The organism is Agrobacterium sp. 20P9.1.2 (assembly GCF_057799395.1).
The window spans coordinates 680,860-695,120 of the sequence record NZ_JBYOKI010000001.1; the positions used below are offsets into that span (position 1 = coordinate 680,860).

At 57.6% G+C, this 14,261-nt stretch carries 17 protein-coding genes; 11 read left to right on the forward strand and 6 right to left on the reverse strand.

The window, feature by feature from the left end; genetic code table 11:
• Window positions 1–104 precede the first annotated feature (104 nt).
• Window positions 105–1,193, reverse strand: a complete 1,089-nt coding sequence (locus tag AC27VJ_RS03230; RefSeq protein ID WP_488682776.1) for a DnaJ C-terminal domain-containing protein — start codon at window positions 1,191–1,193, stop codon at window positions 105–107.
• Window positions 1,194–1,412: 219 nt separating this feature from the next.
• Window positions 1,413–1,781, reverse strand: a complete 369-nt coding sequence (locus AC27VJ_RS03235) for an RT0821/Lpp0805 family surface protein (protein WP_353576082.1) — start codon at window positions 1,779–1,781, stop codon at window positions 1,413–1,415.
• Between the two features lie 138 nt (window positions 1,782–1,919).
• On the opposite strand from AC27VJ_RS03235, the gene pdxH reads away from it, so the two are divergent.
• Both pdxH and AC27VJ_RS03245 read left to right on the forward strand, forming a co-directional pair.
• Window positions 1,920–2,540: a pyridoxamine 5'-phosphate oxidase gene (gene pdxH / locus AC27VJ_RS03240; RefSeq protein ID WP_488682777.1), complete on the forward strand. Its 621-nt coding sequence runs from the start codon at window positions 1,920–1,922 to the stop codon at window positions 2,538–2,540.
• 102 nt (window positions 2,541–2,642) lie between these two features.
• On the forward strand, window positions 2,643–2,951 hold the full coding sequence (locus tag AC27VJ_RS03245; RefSeq protein WP_488682778.1) for a pyrophosphohydrolase domain-containing protein: 309 nt from the start codon (window positions 2,643–2,645) through the stop codon (window positions 2,949–2,951).
• Here AC27VJ_RS03245 and AC27VJ_RS03250 read toward each other — a convergent pair.
• The 4 genes from AC27VJ_RS03250 to AC27VJ_RS03265 all read right to left on the reverse strand — a co-directional run bounded on the left by AC27VJ_RS03250 (window position 2,948) and on the right by AC27VJ_RS03265 (window position 6,192).
• Entirely contained in the window at window positions 2,948–3,610 is a 663-nt protein-coding gene (locus tag AC27VJ_RS03250) for an HAD family hydrolase (RefSeq protein ID WP_488682779.1), read from the reverse strand. The genes AC27VJ_RS03245 and AC27VJ_RS03250 overlap by 4 nt on opposite strands.
• A 12-nt stretch (window positions 3,611–3,622) precedes the next feature.
• A complete protein-coding gene (locus AC27VJ_RS03255) occupies window positions 3,623–4,060 on the reverse strand; it encodes a bleomycin resistance protein (RefSeq protein ID WP_113088650.1) in 438 nt (145 codons plus the stop codon).
• A 132-nt stretch (window positions 4,061–4,192) separates the two neighbouring features.
• On the reverse strand, window positions 4,193–5,608 hold the full coding sequence (gene tldD / locus AC27VJ_RS03260; protein ID WP_488682780.1) for a metalloprotease TldD: 1,416 nt from the start codon (window positions 5,606–5,608) through the stop codon (window positions 4,193–4,195).
• Window positions 5,609–5,673: 65 nt separating this feature from the next.
• Window positions 5,674–6,192 carry an invasion associated locus B family protein gene (locus AC27VJ_RS03265; protein WP_113088758.1) on the reverse strand — a complete coding sequence of 173 codons (519 nt, stop codon included), beginning with the start codon at window positions 6,190–6,192 and terminating at the stop codon, window positions 5,674–5,676.
• Between the two features lie 330 nt (window positions 6,193–6,522).
• Between AC27VJ_RS03265 and coxB the strand changes: the two genes are divergently transcribed.
• The 9 genes from coxB (at window position 6,523) to ispH (ending at window position 14,241) form a co-directional block, all read left to right on the forward strand.
• Window positions 6,523–7,419: a cytochrome c oxidase subunit II gene (gene coxB, locus AC27VJ_RS03270; RefSeq protein WP_488682781.1), complete on the forward strand. Its 897-nt coding sequence runs from the start codon at window positions 6,523–6,525 to the stop codon at window positions 7,417–7,419.
• Window positions 7,420–7,436: 17 nt separating this feature from the next.
• Window positions 7,437–9,140 (forward strand): cytochrome c oxidase subunit I, encoded by a 1,704-nt coding sequence (gene ctaD / locus AC27VJ_RS03275; protein WP_488682783.1) that lies wholly within the window; start codon window positions 7,437–7,439, stop codon window positions 9,138–9,140.
• A gap of 116 nt (window positions 9,141–9,256) precedes the next feature.
• Window positions 9,257–10,210: a heme o synthase gene (locus AC27VJ_RS03280; protein ID WP_113088646.1), complete on the forward strand. Its 954-nt coding sequence runs from the start codon at window positions 9,257–9,259 to the stop codon at window positions 10,208–10,210.
• Window positions 10,210–10,341, forward strand: coding sequence for a hypothetical protein (locus AC27VJ_RS03285; protein ID WP_113088645.1), 132 nt, complete (start codon window positions 10,210–10,212; stop codon window positions 10,339–10,341). Before AC27VJ_RS03280 ends, AC27VJ_RS03285 begins: the two co-directional genes overlap by 1 nt.
• A 28-nt stretch (window positions 10,342–10,369) precedes the next feature.
• Complete coding sequence (locus tag AC27VJ_RS03290; protein ID WP_488682784.1) at window positions 10,370–10,972, forward strand: cytochrome c oxidase assembly protein; 603 nt, start codon at window positions 10,370–10,372, stop codon at window positions 10,970–10,972.
• Window positions 10,973–11,076: 104 nt separating this feature from the next.
• The gene (locus AC27VJ_RS03295; RefSeq protein WP_488682785.1) at window positions 11,077–11,952 is read left to right on the forward strand and encodes a cytochrome c oxidase subunit 3; all 876 of its coding nucleotides are present in this window, start codon (window positions 11,077–11,079) and stop codon (window positions 11,950–11,952) included.
• Between the two features lie 85 nt (window positions 11,953–12,037).
• Window positions 12,038–12,424, forward strand: a complete 387-nt coding sequence (locus tag AC27VJ_RS03300; protein WP_113088642.1) for a DUF983 domain-containing protein — start codon at window positions 12,038–12,040, stop codon at window positions 12,422–12,424.
• Window positions 12,393–13,169: an SURF1 family protein gene (locus tag AC27VJ_RS03305; protein ID WP_488682786.1), complete on the forward strand. Its 777-nt coding sequence runs from the start codon at window positions 12,393–12,395 to the stop codon at window positions 13,167–13,169. The genes AC27VJ_RS03300 and AC27VJ_RS03305 overlap by 32 nt, the downstream gene beginning before the upstream one ends.
• Before the next feature lie 25 nt (window positions 13,170–13,194).
• Window positions 13,195–14,241 carry a 4-hydroxy-3-methylbut-2-enyl diphosphate reductase gene (ispH, locus tag AC27VJ_RS03310; protein WP_488682787.1) on the forward strand — a complete coding sequence of 349 codons (1,047 nt, stop codon included), beginning with the start codon at window positions 13,195–13,197 and terminating at the stop codon, window positions 14,239–14,241.
• Window positions 14,242–14,261 lie beyond the last annotated feature (20 nt).

A 14,261-nucleotide genomic window follows, 5' to 3' on the forward strand; every position in this document is an offset into this window, starting at 1 on the left:
ACGCCTTTCGGCACAATTGCGCTTTGTTAAGCGAATTTGTCATGGTGAAAGACGGAAAAACCGTGCCGAAAGCCGGTAATCGGCTCTACGGCACTAGTCACAGCCTAGAGATAAAGTCCTTCGCGCATGTGGCGCATCAGGTCCATGACCTTAGCATCCGGCGTATCCAGAAGCACGATGCGCAGTTCGACGACAAAATCGCCGTGACCGCCTGCGCCATCTGCCAGTCCCTTGCCTTCCACGCGAATGGCGCGGTCGGAGCCGGACCATGCCGGAACCGCCACCTTCAATTCGCCATGCGGCGATTGAACGGCGGCCTCACAACCCAGTACGGCGTCTGCTAACGAGATTGGCAAAGTCGTGTGGATATCGAAATTCTGAATGGAGAAGGGGCCTTCGCGGGAAGCAAGAAGCGTCACCACCAGATCGCCACGCGCGGCTTCGGGCAGTTTCAGGCCCTGACCCTTCAGCCGTGCGACGTAACCATCGGTCATGCCGGGTTCCAGCTGGAAGCGAACCTCCCGGTCCTCAGGCATGTTGATCGTCATCCATTTCTGCTCAATCAGATCGGTGACGGAAACAGTGGCTTCTGCGGTAATATCAGGCGCCTTTTCGGGAACAGCGGGTGCGCGGCGAATGCGGCGCAGCAGGGCTGCGAAGAAGCTGGTGGAGCTGGCCGATCCGCTATCCGTCTTGTCGCCATGCGTTGCCGAGCCGTCTTCAGCTGCAGTCTCGGATGCGTCAGCGCCAGTCTTGGTGGACGCCGCTTTCACCTTTGCTTCTGCGCCGAAAATGCGCTCCAGCATGTCCTCAGCCGATTCAGGCTTGGCATTGGTGTCTGTCGTTGCCTCGGCCTTGGTGGTGCGAGCCTGGGCTCTGGCCAGTTCTTCCATCAGCTTTTCAGCGGCTTTGGCACGCGCTGCTGCCTGTTTGGCCGCTTCGCGCTGCTGAATGATGGTCTGGTCGCGTTTCTTGTTTTCGGCTGCACGTCTGGCCTGATCGTAAAGACCGCGCTTCTTGGGGTCTTTCAACAAATCATAGGCCTGACCGACTTCTGCAAAGCGGGCGGTGGCATCGGGGTCTGTCTGGTTGTGATCGGGATGCACGGCTTTCGCCTGCGACCGCCAGGCCGCTTTGATTTCATCCGATCCGGCGTCTCTTTGAACGCCGAGAATAGAGTAAGGATCACGCATCCGAACCACCAATTACGCTTGTCGGCTGAGGCCCAATATTTTCATCATGAAAAGCCTGCAACACGAAGTACACCCGCCTTGAACGTGCGCAGCTTCAATTGCGTTGCATCGTTCGTTTTCAATTCGGATTGACTGTGGCAAGAAGTTGCTAATCAGACCTTTACGGGACCGCCCACAGCGGGGCTTGACCGGCCTGTTCTGAAAGACAGGGTAAACGCTTTATTTCTGGTTGAAGCGGGTCATTAGCCATTCACCCGTTTCGGAAAGACATGCCTGGCCGCTATAGCTGGCAACGCCCTCGAAAGAATGGCGGGTGGTGTCGAATTCGCGGCAGACGAAGCCGCTGGTGCGGTCTTCGCGAATGGCGGTGACGACACCGGCACTGCCGGTAGCCGCGTTGGCCCAAGGCAGGGGGGAATCCGAAATCTTGGCGAGATCGGCAGAGGTCACGGCGTTGCGGATGGTCGTGTCGTCGGACTGTGTCTGGGTATTCTGCTGGTTGGGAACGGAAGCCGTGGACAGGGATCGATCGACCTTCTCGCCACCGAACAGATCGAGGCTGACGCAGCTGGTCAACATGGCAGCCATGCAAGCAGTTGCGGAAACACCCACGACTGAAGACAAGAAGCTCTTTGTTCGACTGTTCGACTTTGCTATGACGTTCACCATCTATAAACCAGAATCCATCTCTGGTGTGCAAATCAGCTCAGGAGCATTTTATTCAATATGTCGGAAAGCGGGTTAACATCCAGTGACTTTACTGAGGAAAATGAACCTTTCTCACTTTTTGCGGACTGGTTGCGCGATGCAACAGCCGAGGAAATAAACGATCCGAACGCCGTCGCGCTCGCATCCGTGGATGAGGAAGGCATGCCCAGCGTGCGTATGGTTCTGTTGAAACATGCCGATGATCGGGGCTTCGTTTTCTATACCAACTTCGAAAGCCGCAAAGGCCACGAACTGCTTGGCCAAAAAAAGGCGGCCATGTGTTTTCACTGGAAAAGCCTGCGCAGACAGGTGCGCGTGCGCGGTCTGGTGGAGGTGGTGAGCGATGCGGAAGCGGATGAATATTACGCGTCGCGCCCACGCGGCAGCCGCATCGGTGCATGGGCGTCCAAACAGTCGCGTCCGCTGGAAAGCCGTTTCGCGCTGGAAAAGGCCGTAGCCGAATACACCGCCAAATATGCCATCGGCGATATTCCCCGCCCGCCACACTGGTCCGGCTTTCGCATTCAGCCGCTGACCATCGAATTCTGGCACGACCGCAAATTCCGCCTGCACGACCGCGTCGAATTCCGACGCGATACGGCGGAAGGACCATGGTCGAAGGTGCGGATGTATCCGTGATTGATCAACACGCGGCATGCTGAAAAAGTCGTGCCGCATGATCCTTATCGACACGACCAGAGAATCGTGATCAATAATGCTGCATGAACAAAGGAGGAACATATGCTTTCTCAACTCATGCAGCAATTCGAGTGGGCCTCGGAAGAATATGCGCGTGCCAATGATATCGAGCGAGACCCGGACTGGTTTCTTCTGAAATTGCAGGAGGAGGTCGGCGAGGTGACGCAGGCGTGGAACCGGCTAAGCGGTCGCGGGCGCAGCAAAGGCAAGACGCGGGAAGAAATGCATCAGGATTTGTCGGACGAAACCGCCGATCTGCTCGGCCACGTGCTGCTTCTCGCCCACAGCAGCGGGCTTGATCTCGAGGCATCCATCAAACGCAAATGGCGTTTCGAGCCCGGTGCTCTCTAGTTCCGTGTGGATTTCAGAAGCGTCGCAACGTCGAAGAGACTGTCGCAGATCGCCACGCATTTCTCGCGCATCGCTTCCGTTGCGGGCGCGACATCCGGCACCATGATCGTTTGCGTCCCAGCGCTCCATGCGGACTGAACGCCGTGATAGGAATCCTCAAGCGCTATGCAATCCTTGGGATCGATGCCGAGACGTTCGGCGGCGGTTAGATAGGGCAGGGGCGATGGTTTCGGCTCGGCGTAATCGCCACGCGCGAGAACGTGGTCGAAGCGACGCAAAACATCGAAAGGGCCGAGGTGACGATTGACGGATTCGTGGCCGGACGAGGTGGCAATGGCGCGCGGCAGGCCGAGTTCATCCAAGAGATCGAGGATTTCGAGGACACCGGCTTTCAGTGCCACACCATCCGCCATCTGGATCGCCAGATGCCGAAGCCAGGCATCGCGAAAGGCATCCATTGGAAAATCCTCACCATATTCGGTGCGAATGGTCTTGGTGATCACATCCCACGGACTGCCGCAGACCCGTTGATAGACATCGACAGCCATGCCATGTCCGCCCTCGTCGGAAGCGGCCAGAAATGAATCCCGGTAGTGCTTCTCGCTTTCGATCAGCAGCCCGTCCATGTCGAAAATGACCGCTTTTGGTCTGCGCAACATCCCCGCCATCGTTTAGCCGAACCGGAATGGGCGCTCGCCCAGGCTTTCGAATGGCCGGATGAGGTAACCGTCCGGGTCGGCGACGACGAATTGCCGGTTGCCGACTTCGGTCTCACCGCGCCGATACCACTTCTCTTCCAGCGGCAGAAACAGCGAAATCTCCGCGCGCTCCAGCCGCTCGAGAATGGCCTCCAGCGATGGCACCACCAATTGCAGGTTCATGCCTTGCCCCAGTGGATATGTCATCGGTCTGGTTTCGTCTTCGAAGGTACGCCCGGCACCGATCTGGTCGATCATCAGCTGCGCATCGCCCAGCGCCAGATAGGTGAAACCTTCTTCAGGTCTTTCATAAACGACATGAAAACCAATGAGATCGCAATAAAAAGACCGGCTTCTCGGCCAATCACTCACGGCCAGTTCAGGAACAAGGGCATTATCTGTAAAAGTCATTTTTGGGCCATGTCACCTTTAAAAACACAATTGCTATAGCGCTTATGCGCAGCAAAGGTAACTCCGTTGCGGCGGAAACGTTGCAGTTGCGAAGAGACTGGCAGCAATGTCTTTCTGCACAGAAGGCTTTCCTTAAGCCTTCGTCCCGCCCACGGTAATCTGGTCCATGCGCAGATGCGGCTGGCCGACGCCGACGGGCACCCATTGGCCTGCCTTGCCGCAATTGCCGATGCCGGTGTCGAGCTTCATGTCGTTGCCGATCATCGTTACGCGCTTCATCGCATCCGGCCCGTTGCCGATCAGCATGGCGCCCTTGACCGGTGCGCCGATCTTGCCGTTTTCGATGAGATAGGCTTCCGTGCAGCCGAAGACGAATTTGCCCGAGGTGATATCCACCTGGCCACCGCCGAAGGACACGGCATAGATGCCCTTCTTGACCGATGCGATGATTTCTTCCGGTGTCTTGTCGCCGCCCAGCATGTAGGTGTTGGTCATGCGCGGCATGGGCACGTGCGAGTAACCCTGACGACGGCCATTGCCGGTGGCTTTCATGCCCATCAGGCGAGCATTCTGCCGGTCCTGCATGTAACCGACCAGCTTGCCGTTTTCGATCAGGACATTGTAACCTGAAGGCGTGCCTTCGTCGTCGATGGTCAGAGAGCCGCGACGATTGTCGATGGTGCCGTCATCCACCACGGTCACACCGGGTGCTGCCACCATTTCTCCCAGCAGGCCCGCGAAAGCTGAGGTTTTCTTGCGGTTGAAATCACCCTCCAGACCGTGGCCAACGGCCTCATGCAACATCACGCCCGGCCAGCCGGAGCCCAGCACCACATCCATGGTGCCCGCGGGCGCATCGATGGCGGTGAGGTTCACCAAAGCCTGCCGCAGGGCTTCATCCGCGCCGCGCTGCCAGTTTTCGGTTGTTATGAAATCGCCGAAGCCAACGCGACCGCCGATGCCATAAGAGCCGCTTTCCTGCCGGTCGCCTTCGCCAGCCACAACGGAAATATTGATGCGGGTCATGGGGCGGATATCGCTGACGCGATGGCCATCGGCGCGCAGAATATCCACCACCTGCCAGCTGGCGGAAACGCTGGCCGTCACTTGGCGGACCTTGGGGTCCTTGTCGCGCAGATAGGCATCGATTTCGGTGAGAAGCTTGACCTTTTCCTCAAAGCTCGGCGCGCCAATCGGGTTCTCGTCGCCGTAGAGCTTCTTGTTGGTGCGCTGCGGGGCTGCGGCATAGGAGCCGGAATAGCCTTTGGTCACCGCGCCAACAGCGTCGGATGCACGCTTCAGCGCACCCAACGATAGCTCGCCCGCATGCGCATAACCCACGGTCTCGCCAGCCACGGCGCGAAGCCCGAAGCCTTGGTCCGTGTTGAAGCTGCCGCCCTTGAGGCGACCATTGTCGAAGGTCAGCGATTCCGACTGGGCGTGTTCCACGAACAATTCGCCGTCGTCAGCACCGGAAAGCGCATCGGCGATCTGGGCGCGCAACTGTCCTTCATCGCAATCGAACAGGGTCAAAAGGTCTTGGGTCATCGCAGGCTCCAGTCGTGGCTGTTAACAGCGCATTTAAGTGCTGGAGCCGCAAGGCGCAAGATTGCTTATGGCAGTGCGTCGTAGCCTTCGGCAAAGCCGCGAAGTTCGATGGGAATGCCGACGCGGTCCTGATCGACGGATTCACGCAGCGCAAACACGGCATTCTTGCCAGCGCGCAGAACCTTCAGCAACTCGTCATCGATATCGACTTCCACATAGCAGCCTTCGGAGAAGCAGCGGGTGAAATAGGCGCGACCGATATTATTGTTATCGATGTAAAGCTCCATCCCGTCCTTCAGCAGCACGCCGAGCGGTGCGAGAATGCGTAGGATGCGGGATTTGCGATCCGCCGTTTTCAGAATGACGACGGATAGGCCGACTTCCGGCCGGTCGTCCGCGATCACGTTCTGCATCAGCGCGCATTGTTCTTCGGATGCGCCAGCGGGCTTGTCGCAAATGACAGACCAGGCGCCATGCGTCGATTTTGGCGTACCCGGCTGCTGTTGGGCAAAACCCGCAGCGGGAACGATAATGGAAAGACCGGCGGCGATAAGAAAAGCGCGCGCAATCGGAGACAGACGCATGGATACCTCTGGAATTCGAATCAGTGCGGCTATTTTGACTTGCCGTTCGGGAAAGGAAAGAGCCGCCGTCCTCAATTCCAAGGGAGTGCGGCCAAAATAGGACTTCGCCGTGCTCTGTATGTCCCGGTTTGGCAACCGGCGGTGGTTTTGAGTGCCCATTTGCCGGGCTTCGGCGCATTTAACACAGAGAACGTATAGCGTTAAAAATGCGTGGCCTGCCAACCAAGGCGATATTGCGGCGAAGGGCAAACTATGATTTGAAGTCTACTCTATAAGCATGGATTCTGCGTTTGAGATTGATCATGATCAAACGCGTGAGGGAGAGGTACCGTGACTAACAGAATTTACGCAAGCTTGGTGGGCAGTATCTGTCTGCTCACGGTTGCCAGCGCGCACGCTGACCAGCCGAGAGAGTGGCAGATGGGGTTGCAGGAGGCGGCAACGCCCATCATGCATGAGATTCGCTGGTTCGAACAATATACGCTGTGGTTTATCGTTCCGGTCACGCTGTTCGTGCTCGCTCTGTTGATTGTCGTTGCGGTCAAGTTCCGCGCCCGCGCCAATCCGGTTCCTTCAAAAACCAGCCACAACACGGCCATCGAGATTGTCTGGACGCTGGCGCCGGTTCTCATCCTGATGTTCCTGGCATTCCCGTCCTTCAACCTGCTCAATGCGCAGCTGACGCAGCCGGAAAACCCGGACCTGACGCTGAAGGCCACCGCGACGCAGTGGCAGTGGAACTATGAATATGCTGCCGTTGAAGGCGGCGAGGCGCTGGCTTTCGACAGCTACCTTCTGAAGGAAGTCGACCGTGCCGCCGCTGGCAAGGAAGACAAGGCCCGTTATCCGCGTCTTCTCGCCGTCGATAATGAAATGGTCGTTCCTGTCGGCAAGACGGTTCGCCTGCTGGTTACCGCAGCGCCGACCGATGTCATTCACGCTTTCGCCATGCCTGCATTCGGCGTCAAGATCGATGCCGTGCCGGGTCGTCTCAACGAAACATGGTTCAAGCCTGAAAAGGAAGGCCTTTATTACGGGCAGTGTTCCGAGCTTTGCGGCAAGGATCACGCCTTCATGCCAATCGCCATACGTGTGGTTTCCGAAGAGCAATACAAAACCTGGCACGATGCCGCCGCTTCCGATCTGAGCGGTGCCAACCGGGCGCTCATGGCTTCTGTGGATGGTGCGCCAAGCGCCGTTCAGGTCGCCAAAAACGAAACCAAGTAACGTAAGGAGTGAGGACAATGGCTGGACCTTCCACACACGACGATCACTCACACGACCATGCGCATGGGCACGACGCGCATCACGATGATCACGCGCACCATGCACACAAGCCGAGCTTTGCTCAGCGCTGGTTGTTTTCAACCAACCACAAGGACATCGGAACGCTCTATCTGATCTTCGCGATCATCGCCGGCATCATCGGCGGCGGCCTTTCGGTCGTCATGCGTATGGAGCTGCAGGAGCCGGGCATTCAGATTTTCCATGGTCTTGCTTCCATGGTTTACGGTTTCGAAGGCGACGCTGCCATTGATGGCGGCAAGCACATGTTCAACGTGTTCACCACCGCACATGCGCTGATCATGATCTTCTTCATGGTCATGCCTGCCATGATCGGCGGTTTTGCCAACTGGATGGTGCCGATCATGATCGGTGCGCCGGATATGGCTTTCCCGCGTCTGAATAACATTTCTTTCTGGCTCATCGTGCCAGCCTTCATCCTGCTGCTTCTGTCGCTCTTCGTTGAAGGACCGGCGGGTGCTTACGGTGTCGGTGGCGGCTGGACCATGTATCCGCCGCTCTCGACCAGCGGCATGCCGGGGCCGGCGGTGGATCTTGCGATCTTTGCGCTGCACGTTGCCGGTGCATCCTCCATTCTCGGTGCCATCAACTTCATCACCACCATCCTCAACATGCGTGCGCCGGGCATGACCCTGCACAAGATGCCGCTGTTTGCCTGGTCTGTGCTGGTCACTGCGTTCCTGTTGCTGCTGTCTCTACCGGTTCTCGCCGGTGGCATCACCATGCTTCTGACGGACCGCAACTTCGGCACGACGTTCTTCTCTCCGGAAGGCGGCGGTGATCCGATCCTGTATCAGCACCTGTTTTGGTTCTTCGGCCACCCTGAAGTCTACATTCTGATCTTGCCCGGCTTCGGCATCATCAGCCATATCGTTTCGACCTTCTCCAAGAAGCCGATCTTCGGTTATCTCGGCATGGCTTACGCCATGGTCGCCATCGGTGCCGTCGGCTTCATCGTGTGGGCGCACCACATGTATACGGTCGGCCTGTCGCTGGAAGCACAGCGTTACTTCGTCTTCGCAACCATGGTCATCGCGGTTCCGACGGGTATCAAGATCTTCTCGTGGATCGCGACGATGTGGGGCGGTTCGCTGACCTTCACCACGCCGATGATCTGGGCCATCGGCTTCATCTTCCTCTTCACGGTGGGTGGCGTCACGGGTGTTCAGCTGGCCAATGCCGGTCTCGACCGTTCGCTGCATGACACCTATTACGTGGTGGCGCACTTCCATTATGTGCTGTCGCTGGGTGCCGTGTTTGCTATCTTTGCTGGCTGGTACTACTGGTTCCCAAAGATTACCGGCTACATGTATAGCCAGAAGATCGGTAATTTGCACTTCTGGGTCATGTTCGTCGGCGTCAACCTCATCTTCTTCCCGCAGCACTTCCTAGGTCTGGCCGGCATGCCGCGCCGTTACATCGACTATCCGGATGCCTATGCGGGCTGGAACATGGTATCGTCCTACGGTTCCTATATCTCGGCGGTTGCCGTCGGTATCTTCCTCTTCGGCGTCTGGGAAGCCTTCGCCAAGAAGCGGGTGGCCGGTGACAATCCTTGGGGTGAAGGTGCGACCACGCTGGAATGGCAGCTGTCTTCGCCGCCGCCATATCACCAGTGGGAACAGCTTCCCCGTATCCGCTGAGGCATTTTGTCCAAGCGTGTATCCCGACTGAACATGATAAATGCCAGTTTCACGCTGAGACAAAACACAATGGAGCGCCGCAAATATGCGCGGCGTTTCCCATGAAGGCAGGAAAAATGACCGTTATCGACAATCGCGACACGCTGGGAATGGAAAGCCTCGAGCTTTCCGAAGCGGGTGCGCGCGATTATTTCGAATTGCTGAAACCCCGCGTCATGTCGCTGGTGGTCTTCACCGGTTTTGCGGGGCTCGTTCTCGCACCGGGGACGATCAATCCCGTGCTGGCCGTGGTTGCCATTCTCTGTATTGCCGTGGGTGCTGGGGCGTCCGGCGCCCTGAACATGTGGTATGACGCCGATATCGATGCCGTCATGACCCGCACCGCCAAGCGCCCGATACCATCTGGTCGGGTTGCGCCGGGCGAAGCGCTGGCTTTCGGTTTGACGCTGTCGGTCTTCTCGGTCGCCATCCTCGGCCTTGCGGTCAACTGGTTCGCGGCTGGCCTGCTTGCGTTTACAATCTTCTTCTATGCCGTCGTCTACACCATGTGGCTGAAGCGCTCTACGCCGCAGAACATCGTCATCGGCGGTGCTGCCGGTGCATTCCCGCCCATGCTGGGCTGGGCCTGCGTTACCGGCGGCGTGTCCATCGACAGCACCATTCTGTTTCTCATCATCTTCCTCTGGACGCCTGCGCATTTCTGGGCGCTCGCTCTGTTCAAGATGCGTGACTACGGCTCTGTCGGCATTCCGATGATGCCGAATGTTGCAGGCGAACGCTCCACCAAGAACCAGATGATCGCCTATGCCGTTCTGACGGCAGTTGCGGCGGTTGCGCCTTACTTCACCGGTCTTGCTGGTGCGGGCTACGGAATATTCGCGGCGGTTCTCAGCGCCATTTTCATATACTGTTCCATCTCGGTCAGACGCATGCCTGACGGTGATGAGCGTATGGTGCAGGCGAAGAAGATGTTTGCCTATTCGGTATTTTACCTGTTCGCGATTTTCTCCGGCCTGCTGGCAGATCATCTCGCACCGTCATTTCTGACGTTGTTCGGAGGAGCGGCATAATGGAAACCATCAAGCTGAACGAAGCACAAAAGCGGTCGAGACGCGGGCGCAACATTGCGCTCGGCCTCCTGCTGGCGGCGCTGGTCGTGCTTTTCTACATCATCACCATCATAAAAATCGGCGGTTTCTGACCGCAGGACGAAAAGAGGGGGAGGAGACATGGCAACAACAGGAACGACGGGCAAGAAGACGAGCAACAGCTCGATTCTCGTGCTGTGTCTGGTTTTTGTCTGCGGCATGGTCGGCATGGCCTATGCCTCGGTGCCGCTCTATCGCCTGTTCTGTCAGGTGACCGGCTATAACGGCACCACCCAGCGCGTCGAACAATATTCGGATGTCATTCTCGACAAGACGATGAAGGTGACCTTCGACGCCAACACCTCCACCGGTCTCAACTGGGATTTCCGTCCGGTCGATAAAATGGTTGAGCCACGCATTGGCGAAACCGTGCAAGTGACCTTCAAGGCGACGAATCGCTCGCCAGTCGCCACAACGGGCAGCGCAGTGTTCAACGTGACGCCCATGGAAGCCGGTGCCTATTTCAACAAGGTGCAGTGTTTCTGCTTTACCGAAACAACCTTGCAGCCGGGTGAAACACTGGAAATGCCGGTGGTATTCTTCATCGATCCGGAGATCGTAAAGGCTCGGGAAACCAAGGGCATCCATACTTTGACGCTGTCCTACACTTTTTATCCGTCCAAGACGGAAAAACCGGTTGCGTCCTTGCCGGCAAAGATCGAACGTGACGAGACGAAACTTTGAGAGAGGGAGGTGCGGCCGGTTTCGGTCGTGCTGCATGAGGTGGGCTTTTAACGAAGACCACTGTATCGAGTGAGACTAGGGAAGAGCCTGCGGGGATCGATCACATGGCAGACACACATCAGAAAAACCACGACTACCATATCATAGACCCCAGCCCCTGGCCGCTTCTGGCCTCGATTGGTGCTTTTTTTCTAACTTTCGGTGGCGTCTGTTACATGCGCTATCTGCATGGCGGCTCCTTAAAGCTGTTCGGTCTGGAATGGGCTCATCCATGGCTATTCTTTATCGGTCTCGCTATCGTGCTCTACACCATGTATGCGTGGTGGGCAGATACTGTGAAAGAGGGCAATGAGGGGCACCATACCCGCGTTGTGTCGCTGCATCTGCGCTACGGCATGATCATGTTCATCGCGTCCGAAGTCATGTTCTTCGTGGCGTGGTTCTGGGCCTATTTCGATGCCAGCCTCTATCCGCATGAAGCCATTCAGGCGTCACGCGTAGAGTTCACCGGTGGTCAGTGGCCGCCAAAGGGTATCGAGGTTCTCGACCCATGGCATCTGCCGCTCTACAACACCGTCATCCTGCTTCTGTCCGGTACCTGCGTGACCTGGGCGCACCATGCGCTGCTGCACAATGATCGCAAGGGCCTCATCACCGGGCTTGCGCTGACGGTTGCGCTCGGCGTCTTCTTCTCCACGGTGCAGGTATACGAATACATACACGCGCCATTCGACTTCAAAAATTCCATCTATGGCGCGACGTTCTTCATGTCCACGGGCTTCCATGGTTTCCACGTCTTCGTGGGCACCATCTTCCTGCTGGTTTGCCTGTTCCGCGCCATCGCGGGCGGTTTCACGCCGAAACAACATTTTGGCTTCGAAGCCGCTGCTTGGTACTGGCACTTCGTGGACGTGGTCTGGCTGTTCCTCTTCTTCGCCATCTACGTCTGGGGTGGCTGGGGCGCACCGCTGGCACATTGATGTGAAACGACGGATTGAGCAAAGGGCGGCGCGTGCCGCCCTTTGTTTTTCTGCGGCCTGATGGTTCGCAAACGGGGAGGGTATGATGACGCAGGAAAACGAGGCGCTCTATCCGCCTGTTGACCCGGTAAAAGTGGGCCTGCGCGGCTGCTGTCCGCGTTGCGGCCATGGCAGGTTGTTTCAGGGGTTTCTGACGCTGAAACCCAAATGCAGTGCCTGCGGCCTGAATTATGCTTTCGCGGATGCGGGCGAGGGGCCTGCGGTCTTCGTCATGCTCATCGTCGGCTTTCTCATCATCGGCATGGCGCTGTGGTTCGATGCGCGCTTCGCGCCACCCGTCTGGCTGCACGCCTTGATCTGGATTCCGACCGCCATTATCCTTTCGCTCGTTCTGCTCAAGAAAATGAAGGGCATCATGATCGCTCTGCAATATCGCAACAATGCCAGTGAAGGCAGGCTTGATCGTGACTGATAGCGTCAGCGCCAAACCATCGCACCGGGGCCTGTGGTTCGCCGCACCGCTTGTCCTGCTTGCCCTGATCATTCTGGTTGCGCTCGGCACATGGCAGGTTAAGCGCATGTACTGGAAAGAGGGCTTGCTGGCCGATATCCAGCAGCGCATCCACGCCGCGCCCGCACCGCTTTCGGATATTGAAGCGCTGGCGGCATCGGGTGGCGATATCGAATATCGCACCGTTGCGCTATCAGGCACCTTCGATCACACCAAGGAGCAGCACTTCTTCGCGACCTTCGAGGGGCAGACCGGATATTACATATATACCCCGCTTCGCCTTTCCGATGGCCGGGCGATTTTTATCAATCGCGGCTTTGTACCTTACGAGATGAAAGAGCCTTCGAAACGGGAGGCAGGCGAAGTGGCCGGTGTCGTTTCGGTGGAAGGGCTGGCGCGTGCCCGGCTCGCTGCAAAACCCTCCAGCCTGCTGCCGGAAAACGATCTGGCGAAGAACATCTATTACTGGAAAGACTGGTCGGCCATGGCCAGCCGCGCTGGTATTCCGCCTACCCAACTCGTTCCGTTTTTCGTGGATGCCAATGCCGCGGCCAATCCCGGTGGCTGGCCGAAGGGCGGCGTGACGCTGATCGATCTGCCGAATAATCACCTTCAATATGCGATTACATGGTACGGATTGGCACTCGCCCTTGTCATCGTGGTCGGTTTTGCCTATGTCCGGGGCGTAAGAAATTCCAGAGAATGACGCACGGGAGGCTGAAGGAGAAGGAATGAATATTGCCGTTTCCAAACCGCCTCTGACGATCAGGCTTTGCGGCCCGCGTGGCTTTTGCGCCGGTGTCGATCGCGCCATCCAGATCGTCGTTCTGGCCTTGAAGGCCTATGGCGCCCCCGTCTATGTGCGCCACGAGATCGTCCATAACCGCTATGTGGTCGAAGGGCTGGAAGCCAAGGGCGCGATTTTCGTTGAAGAACTGAACGAAATCCCCGCGGAACATCGCCAGCAGCCGGTGGTGTTTTCCGCGCATGGCGTGCCGAAATCGGTGCCAGAAGATGCGCAGGCCAGAAACCTGTTTTATCTGGATGCGACCTGCCCGCTGGTGTCGAAAGTTCACAAGCAGGCCATGCGCCACCAGCGCCTCGGCCGCCATGTCATCCTCATTGGCCATGCTGGTCACCCGGAAGTCATTGGCACCATGGGGCAGTTGCCGGAAGGGTCAGTTTCACTGGTCGAAACCATCGAAGATGCCGCACGCTATCAGCCCGTCGATAAGGAAAATCTCGGTTTCGTAACGCAGACGACGCTGTCTGTGGATGATACGGCAGGCGTGATCGCCAAGCTTCAGGAACGTTTTCCGGCCATGCAGGCGCCTGCGGCAGACAGCATCTGCTACGCCACCACCAACCGTCAGGATGCGGTCAAGCAGGCGGCTCCCGGCTGCGATCTGTTCATCGTCGTCGGTGCGCCGAACTCCTCCAACTCCAAGCGACTGGTGGAAGTGGCGCTCCGCGCCGGTGCCAAGCGCTCCGTGCTGGTACAGCGTGCCGCCGAAATCGACTGGAATGAGATTGGTGATGTGCAGACGGTTGGCCTGTCTGCAGGTGCGTCTGCCCCAGAGGTCATCGTTGATGAGATCATTCAGGCCTTCAAGGCACGTTATGAGACCACACTTGATCTGGCCGTGACGGTTGAGGAAACCGAGCATTTTTTGGTCAATCGCGAGCTGCGCGATATTGAGTTGACTGTGCAGGACATGGCCTTCGTCAATGGCACCGCAAGAGATGCCCTGCCGCCAAAACCGGCCACTGGCGCCTGATCTTTTCCATCTCCGCCCTT

Excerpts from the sequence above, each read along its gene's own strand:
- AC27VJ_RS03230 (WP_488682776.1), bottom strand. The coding sequence starts at position 1,193 with ATGCGTGATCCTTACTCTATTCTCGGCGTTCAAAGAGACGCCGGATCG.
- AC27VJ_RS03235 (WP_353576082.1), bottom strand. The coding sequence starts at position 1,781 with ATGGCTGCCATGTTGACCAGCTGCGTCAGCCTCGATCTGTTCGGTGGC.
- pdxH (WP_488682777.1), top strand. The coding sequence starts at position 1,920 with ATGTCGGAAAGCGGGTTAACATCCAGTGACTTTACTGAGGAAAATGAA.
- AC27VJ_RS03245 (WP_488682778.1), top strand. The coding sequence starts at position 2,643 with ATGCTTTCTCAACTCATGCAGCAATTCGAGTGGGCCTCGGAAGAATAT.
- AC27VJ_RS03250 (WP_488682779.1), bottom strand. The coding sequence starts at position 3,610 with ATGTTGCGCAGACCAAAAGCGGTCATTTTCGACATGGACGGGCTGCTG.
- AC27VJ_RS03255 (WP_113088650.1), bottom strand. The coding sequence starts at position 4,060 with ATGACTTTTACAGATAATGCCCTTGTTCCTGAACTGGCCGTGAGTGAT.
- tldD (WP_488682780.1), bottom strand. The coding sequence starts at position 5,608 with ATGACCCAAGACCTTTTGACCCTGTTCGATTGCGATGAAGGACAGTTG.
- AC27VJ_RS03265 (WP_113088758.1), bottom strand. The coding sequence starts at position 6,192 with ATGCGTCTGTCTCCGATTGCGCGCGCTTTTCTTATCGCCGCCGGTCTT.
- ctaD (WP_488682783.1), top strand. The coding sequence starts at position 7,437 with ATGGCTGGACCTTCCACACACGACGATCACTCACACGACCATGCGCAT.
- AC27VJ_RS03280 (WP_113088646.1), top strand. The coding sequence starts at position 9,257 with ATGACCGTTATCGACAATCGCGACACGCTGGGAATGGAAAGCCTCGAG.
- AC27VJ_RS03285 (WP_113088645.1), top strand. The coding sequence starts at position 10,210 with ATGGAAACCATCAAGCTGAACGAAGCACAAAAGCGGTCGAGACGCGGG.
- AC27VJ_RS03290 (WP_488682784.1), top strand. The coding sequence starts at position 10,370 with ATGGCAACAACAGGAACGACGGGCAAGAAGACGAGCAACAGCTCGATT.
- AC27VJ_RS03295 (WP_488682785.1), top strand. The coding sequence starts at position 11,077 with ATGGCAGACACACATCAGAAAAACCACGACTACCATATCATAGACCCC.
- AC27VJ_RS03300 (WP_113088642.1), top strand. The coding sequence starts at position 12,038 with ATGACGCAGGAAAACGAGGCGCTCTATCCGCCTGTTGACCCGGTAAAA.
- AC27VJ_RS03305 (WP_488682786.1), top strand. The coding sequence starts at position 12,393 with ATGCCAGTGAAGGCAGGCTTGATCGTGACTGATAGCGTCAGCGCCAAA.
- ispH (WP_488682787.1), top strand. The coding sequence starts at position 13,195 with ATGAATATTGCCGTTTCCAAACCGCCTCTGACGATCAGGCTTTGCGGC.